Here is a 19,200-nt window from a genome sequence, read left to right as displayed (position 1 = left end):
ACAGGGGGATGGGGAAATGGGGTTTTTTCAAGATTTTTTGAAAATGTTCAAGAAGAGAGAATTATCATTCTTGGAAAGCTACAAAGAATCGGAAAATGTCTATAGTTTTATATTTGAAAAAGAAAACGATTTGACATGGGAAGCGGGACAGCATGGATTGTTTAGCCTTACGCATAAGAAGATCAAAAATAATTTAAAACCATTTACCGTGGCCTCTGCTCCCGCAGAGAATATGGTTAAGCTAACCATGCGCATCGGCGACGCCCCAAGCGAATTCAAGCAAGCGATGTTGGAATTAAAGCAGGGAATGAAAGTGAATTTGAGCGGGCCAGTGGGGAATTTTTATCTGAATGATAATAGTCCAGCGCTCCTGATTGCAGGCGGAATCGGCATTACGCCGTTCAGGTCGATGTTAAAACAATTGGCGGCAGAAGGGATTGGAGCCGGGAAACAGATCCATCTGCTCTACATGGATAGCAGCAAGTCCTATCTCTATAAAGACGAACTTGATGCCATCGCTAATCAAACTTCCGTAAAAGTAACCTACCTTGATTCAAGGGATGACTTGCATCAAGAGATCGATAAGTTTGCCGCCGCCTACAAGGACAATGGCAAATACTTTATTGCGGGACCGAAGAGCATGGTCGATTCGATTTCTAATGAATTGCAGAATAAGAAGATTTCGAAACGGAATATCAAGAAGGGTTCCTTTTTTGGGTATAAGTAAAGTAAAGGAACGGCACGAAGGCAGTCTGTCATCTCGTTATGACGGACTGCCTTTGTCGTCTTCTGAACGCAGTTTATGAAACTTCGCGTCGTTATACACAGTATGAAGGTCTATAGGTATAATCCAAGCGAGGTGTGCGATCCGAGATGACGAATTTAGATGCTACAGATGAATTAAGGGCGGAATTAAACCAAATCGAACAATGGGAACAAGGTCAGAAGGATCTTTTTTTCTGGGAGAAACTCGGCAGACTGCCCTTTGCCCTCCTGGACCGGATCACCCCGAAGTTCATCCAGGAGAAAATAGGAACGGCGCTTGACGAGCTCGGAAGCTACGTCCAGAGCGGAGGACGTTATCTGATCAGCAAGGAACAGATGTACCGCAAATTTTTTCCGAACGAAGCGATTGATGGAGCATCGGCCCTGGATCGGATCGGTCAGCTTCCGCTTGGCCGAATGGACGAGATGGCCGACAGCATTATCGAATCAAGCAGCAAGACGGCGACCGTGCAAGGCGCGACGACGGGAATCGGCGGCATTTTCACGCTAGCCATCGACATTCCGCTCCTGCTCGGCTTATCCCTTAAAGCGCTGCAGGAGATCGCGATCAGCTACGGTTATGACCCGAACGAGAAATCGGAGCGAGTATTTATCGTCAAGTGCATGCAGTTTTCCTCGTCCGACATTGTTGGCAAAAAAGCAATTCTGGACGAACTCGCCGCTTTCCATTCAGGTGAGAAGAACGGGCAGGTCATGTCCCAGCTGCAGGGCTGGCGTGAGGTCATGGTCACGTATAGGGACAACTTCGGATGGAAAAAGTTGTTCCAAATGATCCCGATCGCAGGTATGCTGTTCGGTGCCTTTCTGAACCGCTCCACCATTCAAGATGTCGCCGAGACGGGGAAAATGATGTACCGGAAGCGCAGAATTCTCGAGAAATTGAAAGCTGCCGAGCAGCCCTGATTCGAAGCAGCATGACCAAAGAAAATGATCAGGAGAGAACAACATGGAAGTTTTTGCAGACTTTTTAGCGAAAATCGATCATCCGACACATCGGGTACGTACGGAAGAAGTTTTAACTTGGGTAACGAAGACGTTTCCGAGTTTGATGCCAAAAATCGCTTGGAATCAGCCTATGTTTACCGATCACGGCACTTTTATCATTGGTTTTAGCGTAGCCAAACATCATTTGGCCGTTGCCCCTGAAAGGGCCGGGATCATTCAATTTTCTGAAAAAATCGTGCAGGCTGGTTATCAACACACCAATGAGCTGATACGGGTCAAATGGGACAGTCCCGTTGATTTTTCATTACTTGAAAAAATGATCGAGTTTAATATTTTGGAGAAAGCAGACTGTTCCACTTTTTGGCGGTAATCAAGATTTACCGGGTATACTATTGTGCGATAAGATTTGGAGGGATGTTATGGATCGAAGCATTCACAAGTTGCCTTACGGTCAGGCCGATGAGATGGACACCCATTCTGGGAAAGGAACGCTGGTCTATTACGATACGTTCCAAGATGTTTCGGACCAGCAGTTGGAGCGCGCAGCGGAGCTGGCGTCGGCACGATCATTCGAAAAGCTTGTGCTGTACCCGCTGCACGAGGAGACGGCAAGGCGCATGTGGAAGCGTCCGATCGAGCCGTATTACAAGCGAGAGGACCGCTTGTTCGATTGGCGGCGGGAGAGCGGAGACAACGGTACGATTACCGTGGAGAATTGGGAGGGGAAGCGGAAGAAGTATACGCCGATCGAAGCGGCGCTTCGTCATTTGGCGGAAATATATCCGCAGCCGATGTTCCTATACGTTTCTCCGGAAACGGCAAACGCGTTCGCCTCGTTCAGTTCGTTCGAGGAGTGGATCGGAAAGCTTCGTCTGATTATTAACGAACCGCCACCGGACGCGCACCCGAATCTCACGAAGTATAGACATCGTTGGGATGTCCAAGTGATCTGAACAGCCGATCTATTCGGCTGTTTTTTTGTTATCACTAGAATAATTTGCGGATATTCGTGTCTCCGTCAAGGTATCGATCGGAAGCAAGGGGCCCGTGAAATAAAGGGGATAGGCTTGACTAATCAGCAATTTGAGCTAATAATAGAATTGAACTACGTTACAAAATGTAAAGTAAGTGTGTCGATTTTAAATGACCAAATTTAGATTTCAGGAGATGTATGACATGAGATTGCAGGGTAAGGTAGCTATAATTACAGGCGCAGCAAACGGAATGGGAGCTGCAGAAGCTAAAATTTTTGCCAAAGAAGGAGCTAAGGTAGTCGCGACCGATCTGAATGAGTCTAAGCTCAACGAAATCGTAGATGAAATTAAGGCCGCAGGCGGCGTGGCCGTCGCGATTAAGCAGAATGTAACATCCGAAGAGGAGTGGAAGGCAGTCGTTGATCAAACGGTGGCGCTTTATGGCAAGGTAGACGTGTTAGTGAATAACGCAGGTATCGCAAGCGTCAAAACCATCGAAAACATCGAAATGAGCGAATGGAATGCCGTTATGGACGTCAATCTGAATGGGTGCGTCCTTGGCATGAAATATTGTATTCCGGAGATGAAAAAAGCAGGCGGAGGGTCGGTCATCAATATTTCCTCCATCGGCGGCATTGTAGGAATGGCAGGTTCGAGTCCTTATACCGCAGCTAAAGGCGCCTTGCGCGCTTTGTCCAAATCCGCCGCGGTCGAGTACGGAAAGGACAAAATCCGGGTCAATTCCGTTCATCCCGGCATTATCGTGACGCCGATGACAGCTCCCTCTATGGAAACGGCCATGCCTTATTATCAGGCTTATACGCAGTTGCCGTACATGGGAGAACCGGAAGACGTTGCATACGGCGTGGTGTTTCTCGCAAGCGACGAATCCAAGTTCATGACCGGATCCGAGTTGGTCATTGACGGCGGTTGGACGGCACTATAAAGTGTAGCGGCGATGCGGTTTTCCTGCATCGCCTTTTTTGTTAGTATAGAGTTACTCAATCATGGATGTGATACGTATGAAAAAAAGAGATCCGCGGCAAGTTCATTCGATTAAAAAGATGCATCATGCTTATTTGTCATTACAGTTGAAAGAAACCGAAAACATCACCATCCAACGCCTATGCGAAGAAGCAAAGGTGACTCGTCCGACTTTTTACAGATCCTATAAGGATACCGTCGAGTTGCGGATCGACTTACATACCGTGATTTTAAAAGATTTAAAACAATCGCTCACGATCAAAAACCCAAAAAGAATCGATGAGCTGCGGCCCGATGATTTGCCCGAAAACATGGTTTCGCTATTTGACCATATTTTTCAGAATCAACTCGCTTATGATGTATTGCTGATCTACAAACCCGATGAACTATTCATCAAAGAAATGAAAGGGATTTTGAGACAATTTGTAGAAGACGGCATTCGCGTGACTCAAACGACGGAAGAAGGGCTTCGAATGGATATGTCCTTCGTCATTGCTTATACATTAGGCGCTTTTTTGGAAAGTATCGTGTGGTGGATCATGAATAACTATAACTATCCCGCTGAGACTATGGCTGCGAAGTTGCTTGAAATCTCTTTCCACGGCCCATATAAGAATCCGATTCTTTGGCACAAATAAAGCAACCATTCATTTGCTTCAAGCAGCAGATCAGTTTGATCATCTTGAGCCTCTTGACAGGGCTCTTATATTTCGATAATTTATATGCATGCGCATGCTTTCAAAATAATTAGATAAAATGGAGGGTAACCATGACTACAACGCAAACTGTGCAATCGCTGTTCCGTCCCTTTACTTTAGGTAAGCTTTCTTTGTCCAACCGAACGGTTATGGCGCCAATGACGCGCCAAAAATCGCCGAACGGCGTTCCTGGACCGGATGTCGCTACGTATTACCGTCGCAGAGCCGAACACGAAGTTGGACTCATCATAACCGAAGGCACGGTCATTAACCATGCCGATTCGAGCAATCAGAAGGATGTTCCGTATTTCTACGGCGAAGAGGCCTTGAACGGCTGGGCGAATGTCGTGTCTGAAGTTCATCATGCGGGAGGCAAAATTGTCCCTCAAATCTGGCATATGGGCGCCCGCGGCAACGTGAATGAATATACGGAAGACGAGATCGAGCAAATCGTGCAGGAGTTCGCCAAGGCTGCTACAGAATCCAAACGTCTCGGCTTTGACGGCATCGAGCTGCACGGCGCTCACGGTTATTTAATCGACCAATTCTTTTGGGAGAAAACGAACCAGCGGACGGATCGATACGGCGGCAGCTACATCGCACGTACAACCTTTGCCGCAGAAGTCATAAAAGCTTGCCGCGAAGCCGTTGGCCCCGATTTCCCGATTATTCTTCGCATCTCCCAATGGAAGGGAATCGATTATTCGGCGAAGCTCGTGGGGACATCGGAGGAATTGAAGCTATTCCTCGAACCGTTGGTGAACGCCGGGGTGGATATTTTCCATTGCTCGACGCGACGCTTCTGGGAACCGGAATTCGAAGGTTCCGAGCTGAATTTCGCGGGCTGGGTGAAGCAGCTGACAGGCAAACCGACCATTACAGTGGGTTCCGTTGGATTGGATGGGGACGTCACGACATTCTTCACCGCAGGAAGGGGAGCGGGGAACGCCAGCTTGGATGGCTTGATTCCCAAGCTGGACAATCAGGAGTTCGATCTTGTCGCGATCGGCCGGGCATTGCTCGCGGATCCGGCTTGGGTCAGCAAGATTAGAGAAGGCAAGGCGGAGGAACTGATTCCTTTCACGCCGCAAGCGCTCCAAACTTTGTATTAATGCCGTCGTCTCCGCTCAAAAGAACCTGGGTTGTTATACCAGGTTCTTTTTATTGCGCAAGATCATGAAAACATTCAGTGAGTAATTTGTTTGAAGGAGTACCTTGACAGTCATAGTAGTGTAATGTATTATACATTTGCGGGGTGATGAAATGAGCGAGAACAAAATTACATCCGACCTGCTGCGCGGACATACCGATACGATGATACTGCGACTCTTATCCGAGGCTGATCGCTACGGGTACGAAATCGTCAAGTTGATTGCGGAGCGCTCGGGCGGAGAATACGAACTAAAGGAAGCAACGATGTACTCCAGCGTTCGTCGATTAGAGGTGGACGGCGATATCGAATGGTATTGGGGCGACGAATCGCAAGGCGGCCGGCGCAAATATTTTAGAATAACCGAGAAGGGCAAGGAGTCTTACATCCGCAACAAAAACAACTGGGAGTATGCGAAGCGCGTGCTTGAAAACCTATTATAAGGGGAGTGGATGTTTTGAATCAGAAATTGACCAACTATTTGAACGGCGTATTCGCGCCATACGACGGGGTGAAGAGCGTCACCGAATTAAAGGCCGACCTGCTTTCCGATTTGCAGGAGCGGTTCCGCGAGCTTAAAGCCGAGGGCAAGGACGACGAAACCGCTTTTGAGATGACCATCGATAGCATTGGCGATATCGAGCAAACGGTACTGGAGGTCGCTAACCTTTCCCGATCGCTGGAACGTCAGGTGGTGACAAACTTTAACGCAAGCAATTTAGCAGACAGCGACTTTGCCAGCGTTACCGCGCACAAAGGGAAGTTTTCAGGCAGCGCATTGAAAGGATCCGACTTTTCGAACGCGGACTTGACCGGCAGCACGTTTGCTGGCAGCGATGTACGCGGAACCAATTTCGACGGCGCCAACCTCACCGACTGCAACTTTTCCGCGCTGGATCTTTCGGATACGAGCTTCAACAAGTCCATTCTCTTGCGCACGAACTACAGCTCGTGCGGTCTAGACCGCGCGAAATTTCTAAATGTTAAATTAACGGATGTGAAGCTGAGCACGACAGATCTTAGAAAAGCAACTTTCGCTAATTGTATTTTTGACGGGGTGGAATTCAAATATTCCGATCTTACAGGTCTGTGTCTGGACGGGCAAACCTTTATCGGCGTCAAGTTCGAGAAGGCGGGATTAAACGAAGTGACGTTTAGAGGTGCGACTCTCAAAAATGTGTCTTTCCATCCGGGGTTTACATTAACCAAAAAGTATTTCCGTGCCATCAAAACGATCAACTTTGACGGCGCAATGATGGATAAGTTGACGTACGCCGCTCTCAAAGGCATGGATGCCAATTTGTCCAAAGTTACGGTCGTCTAAAGCACAACCCGGTACCGTACAGGTACTGGGTTTTTGTCCTACGCAACTGATAATCAAAACTTCGCCTGAATTTCTTTCAAAAACAAATCGGCGGCAGCCGAAAAGACCTGATGCTTTTTCCAAACGATATTTAAGCCAGATTCAAGTCTTGGCTCTAGCGGTCTAAAACAAAGGTTGCTTTCACCGGACGTATTCACTATTTTATCAAGCGTTAACGCATAACCAATACCTTCTTCAACCATAATTGAAGCATTGTAAGCCAGGTTATAGGTGGCTACGACGTTTAATTTATCAAAATCGTCACCAAACCAATCCGCAAATTCATTTTTGGAATAGTTCTGCTTCATAACCTGCCTTGAGCAAATTAGCGGAACATGGATTAAATCTGCTGCTTGAATGGTATCTTTGAGAGCAAGGGAACTGTCTTTCCTCATCACAACGCCCCAAACGTCCTTAGCCGGGATATCGACGTAATTGTATTTCGATACTTCTGCCGGTTGAATTAAAATTCCAAAGTCGAGCAGTCCTTTATCAAGTCGTTCAGTTACATCATCTTCGTTTCCGCTGTAGAGGTGAAACCGTATATTTGGATAACTTATCTGTAAGTCTCTTACTACCCGTGCAAGCTGTTTCATGGCCTCTGTTTCCCCGCCGCCGATGTAGACATCACCGCTTAGCGTCTCTTCCATGGATCTAAATTCTGCCTCTAATTTATCCACCATATCTACGATTTCTTCTGCTCTTTTTCTAAAAAGCATTCCTTCATCGGTGAGGATAATACTGTGACTGCTGCGATGAAATAGCTTTTTTCCTAATTCTTGTTCAAGATCTTTTAATTGTCTAGACAAGGTTGGCTGAGTAACATGCAAAAAGTCAGCAGCGCCCGTAATGCTTCTTTCTCTTGCAACAGCAAGAAAATAACGCAAAACTCTAACTTCCATTTAAACACCTCCTCTAAGTTCTAAGTTTTACAATACACATTCCAGAAATGCTTTTCAAGCATATCTTGTTATAAGATATGAGTATTTGTTATATACTAAAAACTCGGTAAAATAAATTACAAGGAGTTATTTATATTTATTAACTGGAGGAAAAACAAACATGTCTATACAACAAGTGATGCTAATTACAGGCGCCGGTCGCGGAATGGGTGTTAATATCGCGAAGGCGGCCCTGACTGCCGGTTATCAAGTCGTCGCTACAGGCCGAAATATGGACACAGTCACAAAAGCCCTTGGCGATGACGATAACCTGCTGGTCGTAATACTGGACGTCAACAGCCCGGCTGATGCCGAGGCAGCCGTCAAAGCTGCTGTAGGCAAGTTTGGAAGGATCGACGTACTCATCAATAACGCAGCGAACTTCTATGGGGGCTTTTTTGAGGAACTGACCCTAGATGAAATCGAGTCGCAGCTAAGGACGAACCTTATCGGTCCCATGAACGTTACACGAGCGGTGTTGCCTGTAATGCGCAAGCAGCTTTCTAGCCACATCATCTCGATCTCTTCAGGCGCCGGTATTTCTGGATTCGAGTTTAATGCCGCTTACGCCGCGTCAAAGTTCGGTCTCGAGGGGTGGATGGAATCGCTGCAGCCTGAGGTCTTGCCGTTCGGCATTCATACGACCATTGTCAATCCGGGCTTTTTCCGTACGGAACTTCTTACGGAAGCTTCGTCGACTTACGCCAAGCCGTCGATCGAGGAATATGCGGATCGCAGAGCTGGTTACATGGCCTTTTTTAATAAACAGAACGGGCAACAGTCCGGCGATCCGAACAAGCTCGCCAAAGCACTTCTCATGATTGCAAGCGAAACTGAGCCGCCGCGACGCTTCATCGCCGGCGCTGACGCCGTTGGCATCGCAGAGCAAAAGATCGCCGACCTTCAGGCGCAGATCGATGCCTACCGAGATATCTCGATGTCAATGATCTATGAAGACTAAACAAAATCATTTATTAGTCTATATTTTAACCCTAGGTGTATTCGGTATCTTGAATACCGAGATGGGCGTGATCGGAATCTTGCCTATGATTGCGGAGCACTACCATGTCAGCATCTCCACTGCAGGGTTGATCGTGAGTCTCTTTGCGCTTGCGGTTGCCATTTCTGGCCCAATTTTGCCTTCATTGTTTTCGGGTATGAACCGCAAGAAAGTCATGTTGCTTGTGCTTGGCATTTTTATTGCGGGCAACCTTGTCTCCGCCTTCACATCAAACTTTACCGTGTTATTGATTGCACGTGTCGTTCCGGCTTTTTTCCATCCTGTTTATTGTTCTTTGGCATTTTCCGTCGCAGCGGCGTCCGTCAGCAAGGAACAATCTTCGAAGGCAGTGGCCAAAGTATTCGTTGGCGTGTCTGCAGGGATGGTCCTTGGCGTACCGGTCTCGAGTCTGATTGCCACCGCCGCTTCGCTTACCTATGCGATGTTATTCTTTGCTGCTGTAACGACAGTCGCGTTTGTCGCGACACTCCTATTCATACCGTCGATGCCTGTTAGGGAAAGGCTCTCTTACGGCACGCAATTGCGCGTATTAAGAAGATCCGTAACCTGGCTTTCCATTGCCGCTGTCATCTTCATGAACGGAGCCGTATTCGGGGTGTACAGTTACCTTGCCGAGTATTTGAAGACCGTAACGAATTATGCGTGGAACACAATCAGTTTGATGTTATTCCTATACGGTGCGGCCAACATTGTCGGAAACATGATTGCAGGGAAGCTGCTTACCAATCATGCACTAAGAACGGTAATGTCTTATCCATTTGCATTGGGGGCCGTTTACATCATGCTTGTCATCATGGGACAGTTCGGTGTGCCAATGGCCTTCATTATTTTGATTTGGGGAGTATTGGGCGGCATAGGAGGCAACATTGCTCAATATTGGATTGTGTCTGCAGCGCCAGAGGCTCCTGAATTCGCGAATGGACTCTTTCTGACATCAGCCAATTTGGGAACAACGATCGGTGCAAGTGTATGCGGACTATTCATAGCAGGAATAGGTATACAATATGTCGTGCTCGGGGGGATCTTATTCCTGATCATAAGCATCGCGGCGAATTATTCAAGAAGTGCCATGTACAGTCGATTGGAGGTTTCCAATGATGCAAGATAAGCAGACAGCTCTTGTCACAGGGGCGAATCGGGGAATCGGATACCGCCAGCCGATTGGATGTATTGATTAACAACGCGGGCGTATATTTGGATGGGAATGCCAAATTATTGAGCATGGATCCAGTGATTTTAGAGAGAACGATGTCCACGAATTTCTTCGGCGTTTATCATGTCATGCGTTCATTTATTCCACACATGGAAAAGCGGGGATATGGAAGGATCATTAATGTTTCCTCGGAATACGGAGCTATGAATGCGATGTCGTCCCAAGGAGCAGGTGCGTACAAAATCTCCAAACTTGCCATGAATGCATTGACCCGACTGACAGCGGCGGAAGTCAGGGGAGATATCAAAATCTATGCGGTCGATCCGGGCTGGGTAAGCTCGGATATGGGGGGACCCTCTGCTCCGAGAACGCCGAAACATACTGCCGAGTTGATCCTCCAGTTATTAACGACGGAATCGGAAGGACCTCGTGGAGGGTTCTTCAGGGACGGCAAACCAATCGATTGGTAAAGTGGAGGAGAGTAATCAGTTAGAAGCTGCCGGTTCATCATCCGGCAGCTTTTGGTATTTCGTAGCGTAATAAAATGATCGACTTTTTAAACATACATATTTAAAAAGTATTCAAAATAAGATATTGTACAAACAAGGAGATCACTTTACATGGAGAAATGGAGGCGTTTTCATGAACGGTTGGATTCAGGCGGGTACGGTAGAAGAGCTTCGAGAGCAAGGAACGAAGCTGATCAAGGGGGGCATCGTCGTTTTTTATCACGAGAATAAAGTGCATGCACTAGACAACAGGTGCCCTCACCTCGGTTTTCCGCTCCACATGGGAAGTTTGTGCAACGGAATTTTGACATGCCATTGGCATCATGCGCGGTTTGACGTATGCAGCGGCGGAACGCTCGACCCTTGGGCGGATGATGTTCCGGTACACGACATAACCGTACATGACGGATTGATTTGGGTCAACCCGAATTCCCGGAACGGCAATCAAGTACAGCTGTATAAAAACCGCCTTCAGAGCGGCCTTGAGCAAAATATCGGACTTGTCATAGCCAAGGCCATAGTCGGATTAATGGAGGGAGGCGTTCCCGAGATGGAAATCGCAGCGATTGGGATCGATTTCGGAGTCAAACAGCGCAGGCAAGGGTGGGGCTCCGGATTAACGATTCTTACCGCGATGGCTAACGTCCTGCCCAAGCTTGATAAACAAGGCCGCATCCTTGCGTTGTTTCAAGGGCTACTGCGTACGGCGCGCGACTCAGCCGGAAGCGGAACGCGCTTCTTGCTCGATCCACTCCCGAATACTGGCGTCTCCGAAGAACGATTGACGGAATGGTACCGCGATTGCATCGAGGTTCGGGATACGCGCGGAGCCGAACGGGTGCTGCTGACCGCCGTGCAGGCGGGGGCGGATGAGAAGCGGTTGTTCTCTATGATGAGCATGGCGGCGACGGACCATTTCTATATTAATGGAGGCCATACGCTGGATTTCCATAATAAAGCATTCGAGAGCTTGAAGTACATCGAGGACGAGCAGCGCAATTACGTCCTGGCTTCGCTCGTTCCGATGTTCGGAGACGCTTCGCGCAGCGAAGAGCTTCATAGCTGGCAGTCTCCGGTCAATTTGGTTCAGCCGTTGAAGGATGCGTTCGAGGAGCTGTTCAAAAAAGGCGTTTCATCTGGAGGCGAGGGCTCCGGTATCGACGACGAGGTGCTGTTCCAAGCGCTGCTCGGAGACGATCCGCTGAGGACGATTCGCGTGCTGAAGGAAGCTTTGCTCGGCGGGGCCTCTCCGGTGCGCATCTCGCAAATTGCCGCATTGGCTGCGGCGGAACGGGTCGTCCGCTTCCATACGCAGAACGATTTCGGGGACTGGATTTCGGTGCTGCACACGTTTACGCATGCTCACGCCGTTCACGAAGGTTTGATTCGTTCCGCCGATCCATGGCTGGTTCGCGGAATTTTCCATACGGCGGCTACGATTTACCTCGACCGGTTTTTGAACATCCCGGCTGCTCCGAGACCAGCTGCAGTTGGCGCGGCTGAGGAAGTGCCGCAGCCCGCGGAGCTGCTTGAGATTCTCGATAAGCAGCAGCAAGTGGCGCCGGCGGCGGCATGGGTGATCCGCTATCTGCACAGCGGTGGAAAGCCGGAGCCTTTATTCAACGTATTGGGTCATGCGCTGCTTCGAGAGGATGCGGAATTTCACTCCTTTCAGATGTACGAGGCGGCCGTAGCGGAATATGACCGCTGGGCTTCCGAAACGGGACCGTTCGCGGAGAAAGCTCGCGAAACGCTGATCCTTGCGGTTACACGTTATTTGGCGGCGCATGCCCCTACTTCCCGAGAGACGCCTCATACGGCAAAAATTGCATGGCGGCTCCATCGCGGCGAGAAATTGTTCGGAGATGAGTAAAGTGAGCCGCGGAAATGCGTTCAAAATGACGATAGGAAGGAACTCTGCGGCATTATAAAGCAGGTCAAAATGAAAACAATAATCAGATGAAGAACGTCATCAAATGAGAGTAGGTGTAATAATTGGATGTGGAAATGATAAAATTAGTAGTGCCTATACTGATATCACTTATTGTTTCGAATATCTACAGCGTAATATCCAATCAGAATAGCAGTTTTAAAAAATCTCTATTATACGCAACCTTCTTAAATATTGCGATCCTTATATCAGGTTCAATGTGGTTCTGGATAACTGTAACTGATGGACTTGCACAGATTACTCAAGCAGCTATCTACGGTATTTCTTTTATTGTAATTCTGGTAACAAACTTTATTGTCATTACGAAACGAAAAAGAAAATAAATCATAACGGGTCTTGTTAGGGCGAAATAGGTTTATTCAGAGCCTTCATTATAGACTTTGTCTCGTAAAATTACTCGGGGTATAAAACGAACGTAAATAAGTTCGCCTGCTAGCTCAACAATTGTTTGCGTGACAATTATTGCTGCAACTAATGTACTCCAATTGTCAGGCAAAGCCAAGGCGAGGGGAAGGACCACAAGGGAATTGCGCGTTCCCGCACTAAAAATAACTGTTCGTCCTGATTTTATGTCTAGTCGAAACCACTTTATGATAAAGCGAGTAACGAACGGCATGATGAGCATGAATGCGATATAGATTGGAACGACTTTCAAAAGAACGTCCCAGTATTGGGATAGCTTGCCAATCTGAGATGATACAACAACAAAAAGGGTAAGTGCCATCAGCGGGACAGGAATCCAGGCAGACACATCTAATAACAATTGACTGCTGTTCCGATTTTTCTTAGAAAGTAATTGTAAGACGATAGCCAATAGAAGCGGTAATACGATGATGATAAGGAACGCTTCAATGAACGGGCCTGGGTTCACGATTTCTGACGCCTGCTCGCCCATGAAAATCCATAAATAAATGGGCAACAAAAACATCTGTGTCACAAACAGAATTGGGGTCGATAAGAGCATCAATTTCTCACTCCCACGGCCAAGATGCGTAAATACAATGACATAGTCTATACATGGCGTCAATAATACAAGATACACACCAAGTAGGACAGGGGATTGTTGTGGTAGAAACTGCGACAGTAACCAAACGACAATCGGTACAGCAATATAATTTGCGGTAAGGATGGCCAATATAAAACGCCGATTGCCGATTGATTCCTTTATAGACATAAAGGGAATTTGAGTAAACATACCAAACATCAATAAAGCTATTACAATCGAGATAAGTATGTGATTATCAAGTGATGTCATAAGCTCTGGAGAAGCTAAGCCGAGGCCAGCTGCTACAGCTAGTGTAACTACATACAGCCAGATCTGATTTTGTTCGAGTTTCTCGCGCGTTTTCATTTTGTTTTCTTCTCCTTAATCCACTCATCTTTTCCCCATTATGGAGATGTGAACGGATTATTGCTATCATAATCTTGACTTCTAATTCGATTGAAGGGAGTAAAATAATAATGGAGTCCTTTCAATGGGAGGCGATTCGATCTAATGACTCTGCCTACGACCAATATGTCGCCATCATTCTTTCGTAATTCTAATATCACAATCTATGGTACCGATCGATCGTAAATGAATCAAAAGATATTTTTCAACCAGTGAAGAACGGAAACCCTAGGACTTATCCTATCGTTGCCGTTCTTTGCTGTTTTTATTGGGCTAGACTGATTCTGAATGTTGATTGAGACCATAGAAGGTCGCCATTATCGCATTAAGGCCTTTCAGCGCGACTATTTTTCACACGGAATCGCAGTCGCTATAGAACGAGTATTCTCATCGAATGTAACTGCCATCGGATTTAAACATAATTATTCTAGGCTATGAATCCATGAATCTTGATATAGTGTGAGTCAATCTAAATGCGTAAACTGAATTATGAAAGGGCTTTCAAACTTATCTTGAATTGGAGGGGATTAGGCAATGATTCGACATCGAGCAAAACAAAAGCGCGGCTTAGCAATGATTTTAATTTTGGCATTAGTTTTGTCGATTATTGGTTTAGTTCAACAGAAAGAAAACGTGGCATCCGCCGCAACTTTTACTTATGAAGCTGAATTGAGCGGAAATACGTTAGGAGGTTCAGCAGCTGTCGCAACATGCGCAGGCTGTTCGGGGGCACAAAAGGTTGGCAATCTTGGTAACAGTAGCGGCACGTTGCAGTTCAACGCTGTAAATGGCGGTGCAGGTGGCAGTTCGACCCTGACGATTTATTATACGGCAGGAGATAGCACTCGGTCGGCCACAGTGAACGTCAATGGCACGGATGTATCGACTGTAAACTTTGCTTCCACAGGCGGTTGGAATACGGTCGGCACTTACGTGATGACGATCAATTTGAATGCAGGCTCGTCAAATACGATCAAATTTTATCGCAATGGCTCTTATGCTCCGGATATTGATAAAATTTCCTTGGGGGTCTCGGATACACCGACACCGACACCAACGCCGCCCCCATCCGCTAGTCTGGAAGCAGAAGCAAGTGGAAACACGTTAGGCGGGAGCGCAATCGTAAGTGCCTGCTCTACTTGCTCTGGAACGCAAAAAGTTGGATATCTTGGTAACGGAAGCGGCACGCTCCGTTATAATGGCATCGCCGGCGGCGCTGGCGGCGAAGCTACCCTAACGATTTATTACTTGGCGGGAGACGCCACTAGATCGGCTACGATTAGCGTGAACGGAACGGATGTAACGACGATTAACTTCCCTTCGACGGGTAGTTGGTCCACTGTAGGTACCTATGCGCTTACGATTCCGCTAAACGCAGGCAGTGCAAATACGATTCTGTTTTATCGAAATGGTGCATACGCACCAGACATCGATAAAATTGTGTTGTCTGCGGTAGCCCCAACACCAACCCCAACGCCTACACCACCTCCGGGTACGGACACGACGTACACGTTTAACCAGACAACGATTGTTGATAACAACAACACGACTACCATCACGAACGGCGCTGTTCAAATCGTATATTCGAAGCTGAGTGGTTTGTTCGATTATTACGCCAATTCCGTCAAAGTCGCTTCGAACATGTACAGTGAATTCAAAAACGGTTCTACGACCTACGGCACTTCATCTTACACTAGCCATACTTTTTCGCCGACCGACGTGACGACAGTGACGAATGGTTTCGGTAGCGGCACGAAAATCGTTTTCTCTAATACGCAAAGTGGAAGCCCTACACTGAAGCAGACGTTCACGGTTTACGACGGTAAGCCATATTTCTTCGTCGACTTGAACGCTTCAAGTGGAAGTTCGATGAGCTCCAATTACATGGCGCCAATAAAGAGCGATACTGCAGCGACAAGCATTAACGCAAGCACGAACAAGCGGGCTTTGATTGTACCTTTCGATAACGATACTTGGGTACGTTATAACGCGCAAACGGTCAACTCCACGGGCACTGGCTATGAGGTCATGGCGATTTATGACAACGACAGCCGCAACGGACTCATTTTCGGATCGACAGCGCACGACACTTGGAAAACCGGCATTACGTACACGGGTACTGGTAACAACGTTACCCAGCTAAAAGTGTTCGGCGGTGTCGCAAACTCGAATACGCGAGACATCGAAGCACATGGTTCCATTAGTGGTACCTCACTTAATGCGCCGCAAGCATTCGTCGGATTTTACGCCGATTGGCGTGATGGGATGGAAGACTATGGCCGCGCGAACGCAACGATTAGCGGTACAATGTCCTGGAGTGGCGGCGTTCCGTTCGGCTGGAATAGCTGGGGAGCGGTTCAGTCGGGTCTTTCTTACACGAATGCGGTAGCTCATTCCAACTGGATCAAGAACAACCTCCAGAACAATAACTTCAATAACAATAATACCGTTTACATCAACTTAGACTCTTATTGGGATAACATGACGGACCAGCAGCTGACCGATTTCGTAAATACCGTGCATGCAAACGGACAAAAAGCCGGCATCTATTGGGCACCGTTTGTCTACTGGTCAAGCGATACGTCCCGGGTTGTTGAGGGTTCAAGCTATACATATGGCGATATCATGCTGAAGAAGTCCGATGGCACGATTTGGGGCAATTCGCTAGACGGTGCCTACCCAGTCGACCCGACGCATCCAGGTACGAAGCAAAGAATTAACTATTTTATCGACAAGTTTAAATCCAAAGGCTTCGATTACATCAAGTTGGACTTTGTCACGCATGGGGCTTTGGAGGGCCAGCATTACGATACAAACGTTAAAACCGGTATCCAGGCGTATAACCAAGGGATGGCTTACGTTCGCGACCGGATCGGTGGGACGATGTTCATCTCGCTTTCGATCGCACCATTGTTCCCGAGCCAATACGGTCATTCACGCCGTATTTCTACAGATGCGTTCTCGTCGTTAGGTGACTCTGAGTACGTGTTGCAAAGCCAAACATATGGTTGGTGGCAAAATGGGACGATCTACAAGTTTACCGACCCAGACCATATGACGCTTTCGAACAATTTGGAGGAAGCACGTACCCGTGTGAACTCCGGCGTCATCGGGGGAACCGTGTTCCTTAACGGAAACGACCTCACCAATTCGTCCCAGCAGGCGATGGCATCGGCGTTGCTCACGAACAATGCAGTCAACAGCGTAGCTCGTCTAGGAAAAGCATTCCGCGCGACGGAAGGAAATACAGGCACTTCCGCTGCAGATACATTCGTATTGAACAATAATGGAACGTACTATTTGGCAGTGTTCAACTACAGTAGCTCCAGCAGCAAATCGATGACGGTAAACCTTTCACGTGCCGGATTGAGCGGAACAGCAACGTATACAGTAACAAATCTGTGGGATGGAACGACCTCATCGGCAACTGGAAATCTAAGTGTAACACTGGCTGCGAACCAATCTAAGTTGTTTAAATTGCAATAATTTAACAGAAGGGCATGCCTTTCTCAAGATGGGGCGTGCCCTTTTTTCATTATCATAAAGACTCAGTGGGGGCTATTTGACGCTTAATCAGAGTCCACAGCTTGACTCTTCACAAAACCACTTGATTGATGATCGCAACCAAGCATCTAAACCAGAAAAAGCAAGGATCTGGATCGTAGCGATTATTCTGCATGAATTGAACTTGTATTCAACTACGCGATTTCTTATGAGCGGAGGTTATATTCCCGCTGGGTTCGCTTATCTTTTTTTCATACTGACAGAAAAGACCGTTCATAACCAATTTGGCTAAGAACGGTCTTTTGTAGTGCCGAATTTTATTTAGTAGTATCCTCTTCACCTATCGTAGTAACGGTCAAGAGTTGACCAGTTTCCGAGTCGAAAGCTGAAATTTGTACAGCTTTGGAGAATTTTCCGCCTTTAGTTTTAATACCGTTTGGAAATTCGACTGTTAACACCCAAACCATTCGATCATTTTCAATTATAGTACCAGGGTTCTCTTGGCCTAGAACCTCCCGAGAAAATTGTTCGTAGGTAACTAAATCAGCTGATTTTAGTTTCCCATCTTTCTCCATTCGAGGTTTTTTTATAATCTCTTCTTTACTGATAAACTTAGACTTGTCAGCATGAGAATTAGCCTTATAAATCAGGCCTACCGGATTTGGCTTATTGTTTTGTTCATTTTTTTGTTCAACTTTTTGATCAATGGGTCGGTTCGCATTAATAATTTGCGGGAAGATAATACTGCCTGTAATGGTTAAAGTTATAGCTGTGTAGGTAATTGCTTTTAATTTATTTGATTTCATATTTTATACTCCTCCATTACTAAATGTAACAGTATTACTGTTCGTATTGGAATTAAACTGAAAGTTCGAGGACCAATTTAAGGAATTATCATCACCATTTGTTGCAGATCCCCATAAGTAATATGTGCCATCCTTAAGATAAGCTACATTGCTGATTTTTGTACCGGTCTTGAATTTGTTCAGGTTATCATTTGACTCAATGCCAACATGCTGAGCAACCGATTTAATGAAGGGCACTGTCCAAAAAGTTTGATAAAATCCATTAATGTATATATTCCATTTATCATAACCTAGGCTGCTCTTGCCTCCGTATTTAATTTCATAGGTGAAAGAACCTGATGTGCCACCGGTTCCTATAGTGCTTTCGGTATATGTTAGTTGGCCATTTTGGTATCGTTTTACCGCTGTAAAATGGCCATCATGATATGAGCCATTCACTCCACCCTTTACTTGGCCAACCTCAATCCATTCTTTTGCTTGACCATCAGATGTTTTACTAAGAATCACCCACATTTCTTTCGTAATAAATGAATTCTTATTGGTAGAAGACCAAGTTGAAGTTAAGTCTTCTGCTCCTGTATTAAGCACCATTTTTGAACTTTCACTTGATATGTCGTTTCTATCCTGTTTTGCATAAGCATGCGGTTCAATTAATGCGGCATGTGAAGTCGATGTATTCAAAAAAAGAAGAGTTGCCATTATTATGCTCAGTAAACCATTATAATAAACCAGTTTTCTTTTCAAAGTTATCGGCTCCCTTTTATGGTATTGATTGGTGAATAAGAAAAAAAATTATCAATCTATGTCTTAATCATGTTTCTCACTCCTTTCCATTTAAGTGTGGCTCATGGAAATCATATCCTATTAATTCAATCGAGTCTTGAGTCTCAAGATATGCATCTAGTTCATGACTTATGCAGTTCATTCCAAGTGATGGAAACCGATTAATAGTCATAGAAATGTAAGCTAAAAAACGGAAAACCCCTTGACTTTTGGAAATCACCCCAATAATCGCGAAGAATACC

General features: G+C 46.4%; 19 protein-coding genes. 14 read left to right on the top strand and 5 right to left on the bottom strand.

The window, feature by feature from the left end; all coding sequences use genetic code 11:
• The first annotated feature begins 16 nt into the window (after positions 1-16).
• The 9 genes from RB620_RS28750 (at position 17) to RB620_RS28710 (ending at position 6,861) form a co-directional block, all read left to right on the top strand.
• Complete coding sequence (locus RB620_RS28750) at positions 17-727, top strand: FAD-dependent oxidoreductase (RefSeq protein ID WP_308100415.1); 711 nt, start codon at positions 17-19, stop codon at positions 725-727.
• A 146-nt stretch (positions 728-873) separates the two neighbouring features.
• A complete protein-coding gene (locus RB620_RS28745; protein ID WP_308100413.1) occupies positions 874-1,689 on the top strand; it encodes an EcsC family protein in 816 nt (271 codons plus the stop codon).
• Positions 1,690-1,732: 43 nt separating this feature from the next.
• A complete protein-coding gene (locus tag RB620_RS28740) occupies positions 1,733-2,101 on the top strand; it encodes an iron chaperone (protein ID WP_308100412.1) in 369 nt (122 codons plus the stop codon).
• Between the two features lie 49 nt (positions 2,102-2,150).
• Positions 2,151-2,684 (top strand): hypothetical protein, encoded by a 534-nt coding sequence (locus tag RB620_RS28735; protein WP_308100411.1) that lies wholly within the window; start codon positions 2,151-2,153, stop codon positions 2,682-2,684.
• Between the two features lie 223 nt (positions 2,685-2,907).
• Positions 2,908-3,651, top strand: coding sequence for an SDR family NAD(P)-dependent oxidoreductase (locus RB620_RS28730; protein ID WP_308100409.1), 744 nt, complete (start codon positions 2,908-2,910; stop codon positions 3,649-3,651).
• Between the two features lie 76 nt (positions 3,652-3,727).
• A complete protein-coding gene (locus RB620_RS28725; protein WP_308100407.1) occupies positions 3,728-4,327 on the top strand; it encodes a TetR-like C-terminal domain-containing protein in 600 nt (199 codons plus the stop codon).
• A 131-nt stretch (positions 4,328-4,458) separates the two neighbouring features.
• Complete coding sequence (locus RB620_RS28720) at positions 4,459-5,499, top strand: NADH:flavin oxidoreductase (protein ID WP_308100405.1); 1,041 nt, start codon at positions 4,459-4,461, stop codon at positions 5,497-5,499.
• A 151-nt stretch (positions 5,500-5,650) separates the two neighbouring features.
• Positions 5,651-5,980, top strand: coding sequence for a PadR family transcriptional regulator (locus tag RB620_RS28715; RefSeq protein ID WP_308100403.1), 330 nt, complete (start codon positions 5,651-5,653; stop codon positions 5,978-5,980).
• Between the two features lie 14 nt (positions 5,981-5,994).
• A complete protein-coding gene (locus RB620_RS28710; RefSeq protein WP_308100401.1) occupies positions 5,995-6,861 on the top strand; it encodes a pentapeptide repeat-containing protein in 867 nt (288 codons plus the stop codon).
• A gap of 53 nt (positions 6,862-6,914) precedes the next feature.
• On the opposite strand, the gene RB620_RS28705 is transcribed toward RB620_RS28710, so the two are convergent.
• Positions 6,915-7,802, bottom strand: a complete 888-nt coding sequence (locus RB620_RS28705) for a LysR family transcriptional regulator (protein ID WP_308100400.1) — start codon at positions 7,800-7,802, stop codon at positions 6,915-6,917.
• A 160-nt stretch (positions 7,803-7,962) separates the two neighbouring features.
• Here RB620_RS28705 and RB620_RS28700 point away from each other — a divergent pair, with 160 nt between their 5' ends.
• The 4 genes from RB620_RS28700 to RB620_RS28685 all read left to right on the top strand — a co-directional run bounded on the left by RB620_RS28700 (position 7,963) and on the right by RB620_RS28685 (position 12,397).
• Positions 7,963-8,802 (top strand): SDR family NAD(P)-dependent oxidoreductase, encoded by an 840-nt coding sequence (locus tag RB620_RS28700; RefSeq protein ID WP_308100398.1) that lies wholly within the window; start codon positions 7,963-7,965, stop codon positions 8,800-8,802.
• Positions 8,792-9,970, top strand: coding sequence for an MFS transporter (locus RB620_RS28695; protein ID WP_308100396.1), 1,179 nt, complete (start codon positions 8,792-8,794; stop codon positions 9,968-9,970). The genes RB620_RS28700 and RB620_RS28695 overlap by 11 nt, the downstream gene beginning before the upstream one ends.
• 11 nt (positions 9,971-9,981) lie before the next feature.
• Entirely contained in the window at positions 9,982-10,485 is a 504-nt protein-coding gene (locus RB620_RS28690) for an SDR family NAD(P)-dependent oxidoreductase (protein ID WP_308100394.1), read from the top strand.
• Between the two features lie 172 nt (positions 10,486-10,657).
• Positions 10,658-12,397 carry a Rieske (2Fe-2S) protein gene (locus RB620_RS28685; protein ID WP_308100393.1) on the top strand — a complete coding sequence of 580 codons (1,740 nt, stop codon included), beginning with the start codon at positions 10,658-10,660 and terminating at the stop codon, positions 12,395-12,397.
• A 433-nt stretch (positions 12,398-12,830) separates the two neighbouring features.
• On the opposite strand, the gene RB620_RS28680 is transcribed toward RB620_RS28685, so the two are convergent.
• Positions 12,831-13,826 carry an arsenic resistance protein gene (locus RB620_RS28680; protein ID WP_308100392.1) on the bottom strand — a complete coding sequence of 332 codons (996 nt, stop codon included), beginning with the start codon at positions 13,824-13,826 and terminating at the stop codon, positions 12,831-12,833.
• Between the two features lie 573 nt (positions 13,827-14,399).
• On the opposite strand from RB620_RS28680, the gene RB620_RS28675 reads away from it, so the two are divergent.
• Complete coding sequence (locus tag RB620_RS28675) at positions 14,400-17,351, top strand: carbohydrate-binding protein (protein ID WP_308100391.1); 2,952 nt, start codon at positions 14,400-14,402, stop codon at positions 17,349-17,351.
• A gap of 335 nt (positions 17,352-17,686) precedes the next feature.
• Here the strand turns inward: RB620_RS28675 and RB620_RS28670 are convergent, their stop codons facing one another.
• From RB620_RS28670 to RB620_RS28660, 3 genes are all read right to left on the bottom strand, one after another.
• Complete coding sequence (locus RB620_RS28670; RefSeq protein WP_308100390.1) at positions 17,687-18,175, bottom strand: hypothetical protein; 489 nt, start codon at positions 18,173-18,175, stop codon at positions 17,687-17,689.
• 3 nt (positions 18,176-18,178) lie between these two features.
• Positions 18,179-18,919: a hypothetical protein gene (locus RB620_RS28665; RefSeq protein ID WP_308100388.1), complete on the bottom strand. Its 741-nt coding sequence runs from the start codon at positions 18,917-18,919 to the stop codon at positions 18,179-18,181.
• 76 nt (positions 18,920-18,995) lie between these two features.
• A partial coding sequence (locus RB620_RS28660; protein ID WP_308100387.1) for a hypothetical protein occupies positions 18,996-19,200 on the bottom strand: 205 nt, incomplete at its 5' end.

The sequence above is a fragment of the Paenibacillus sp. LHD-117 genome (assembly GCF_030929555.1).
In the GTDB taxonomy this organism is placed as follows: Bacteria; Bacillota; Bacilli; order Paenibacillales; family Paenibacillaceae; genus Pristimantibacillus.
The sequence above is the reverse complement of the archived record's forward strand: the minus strand, read 5'-3'. Positions and strand labels throughout refer to the sequence as shown.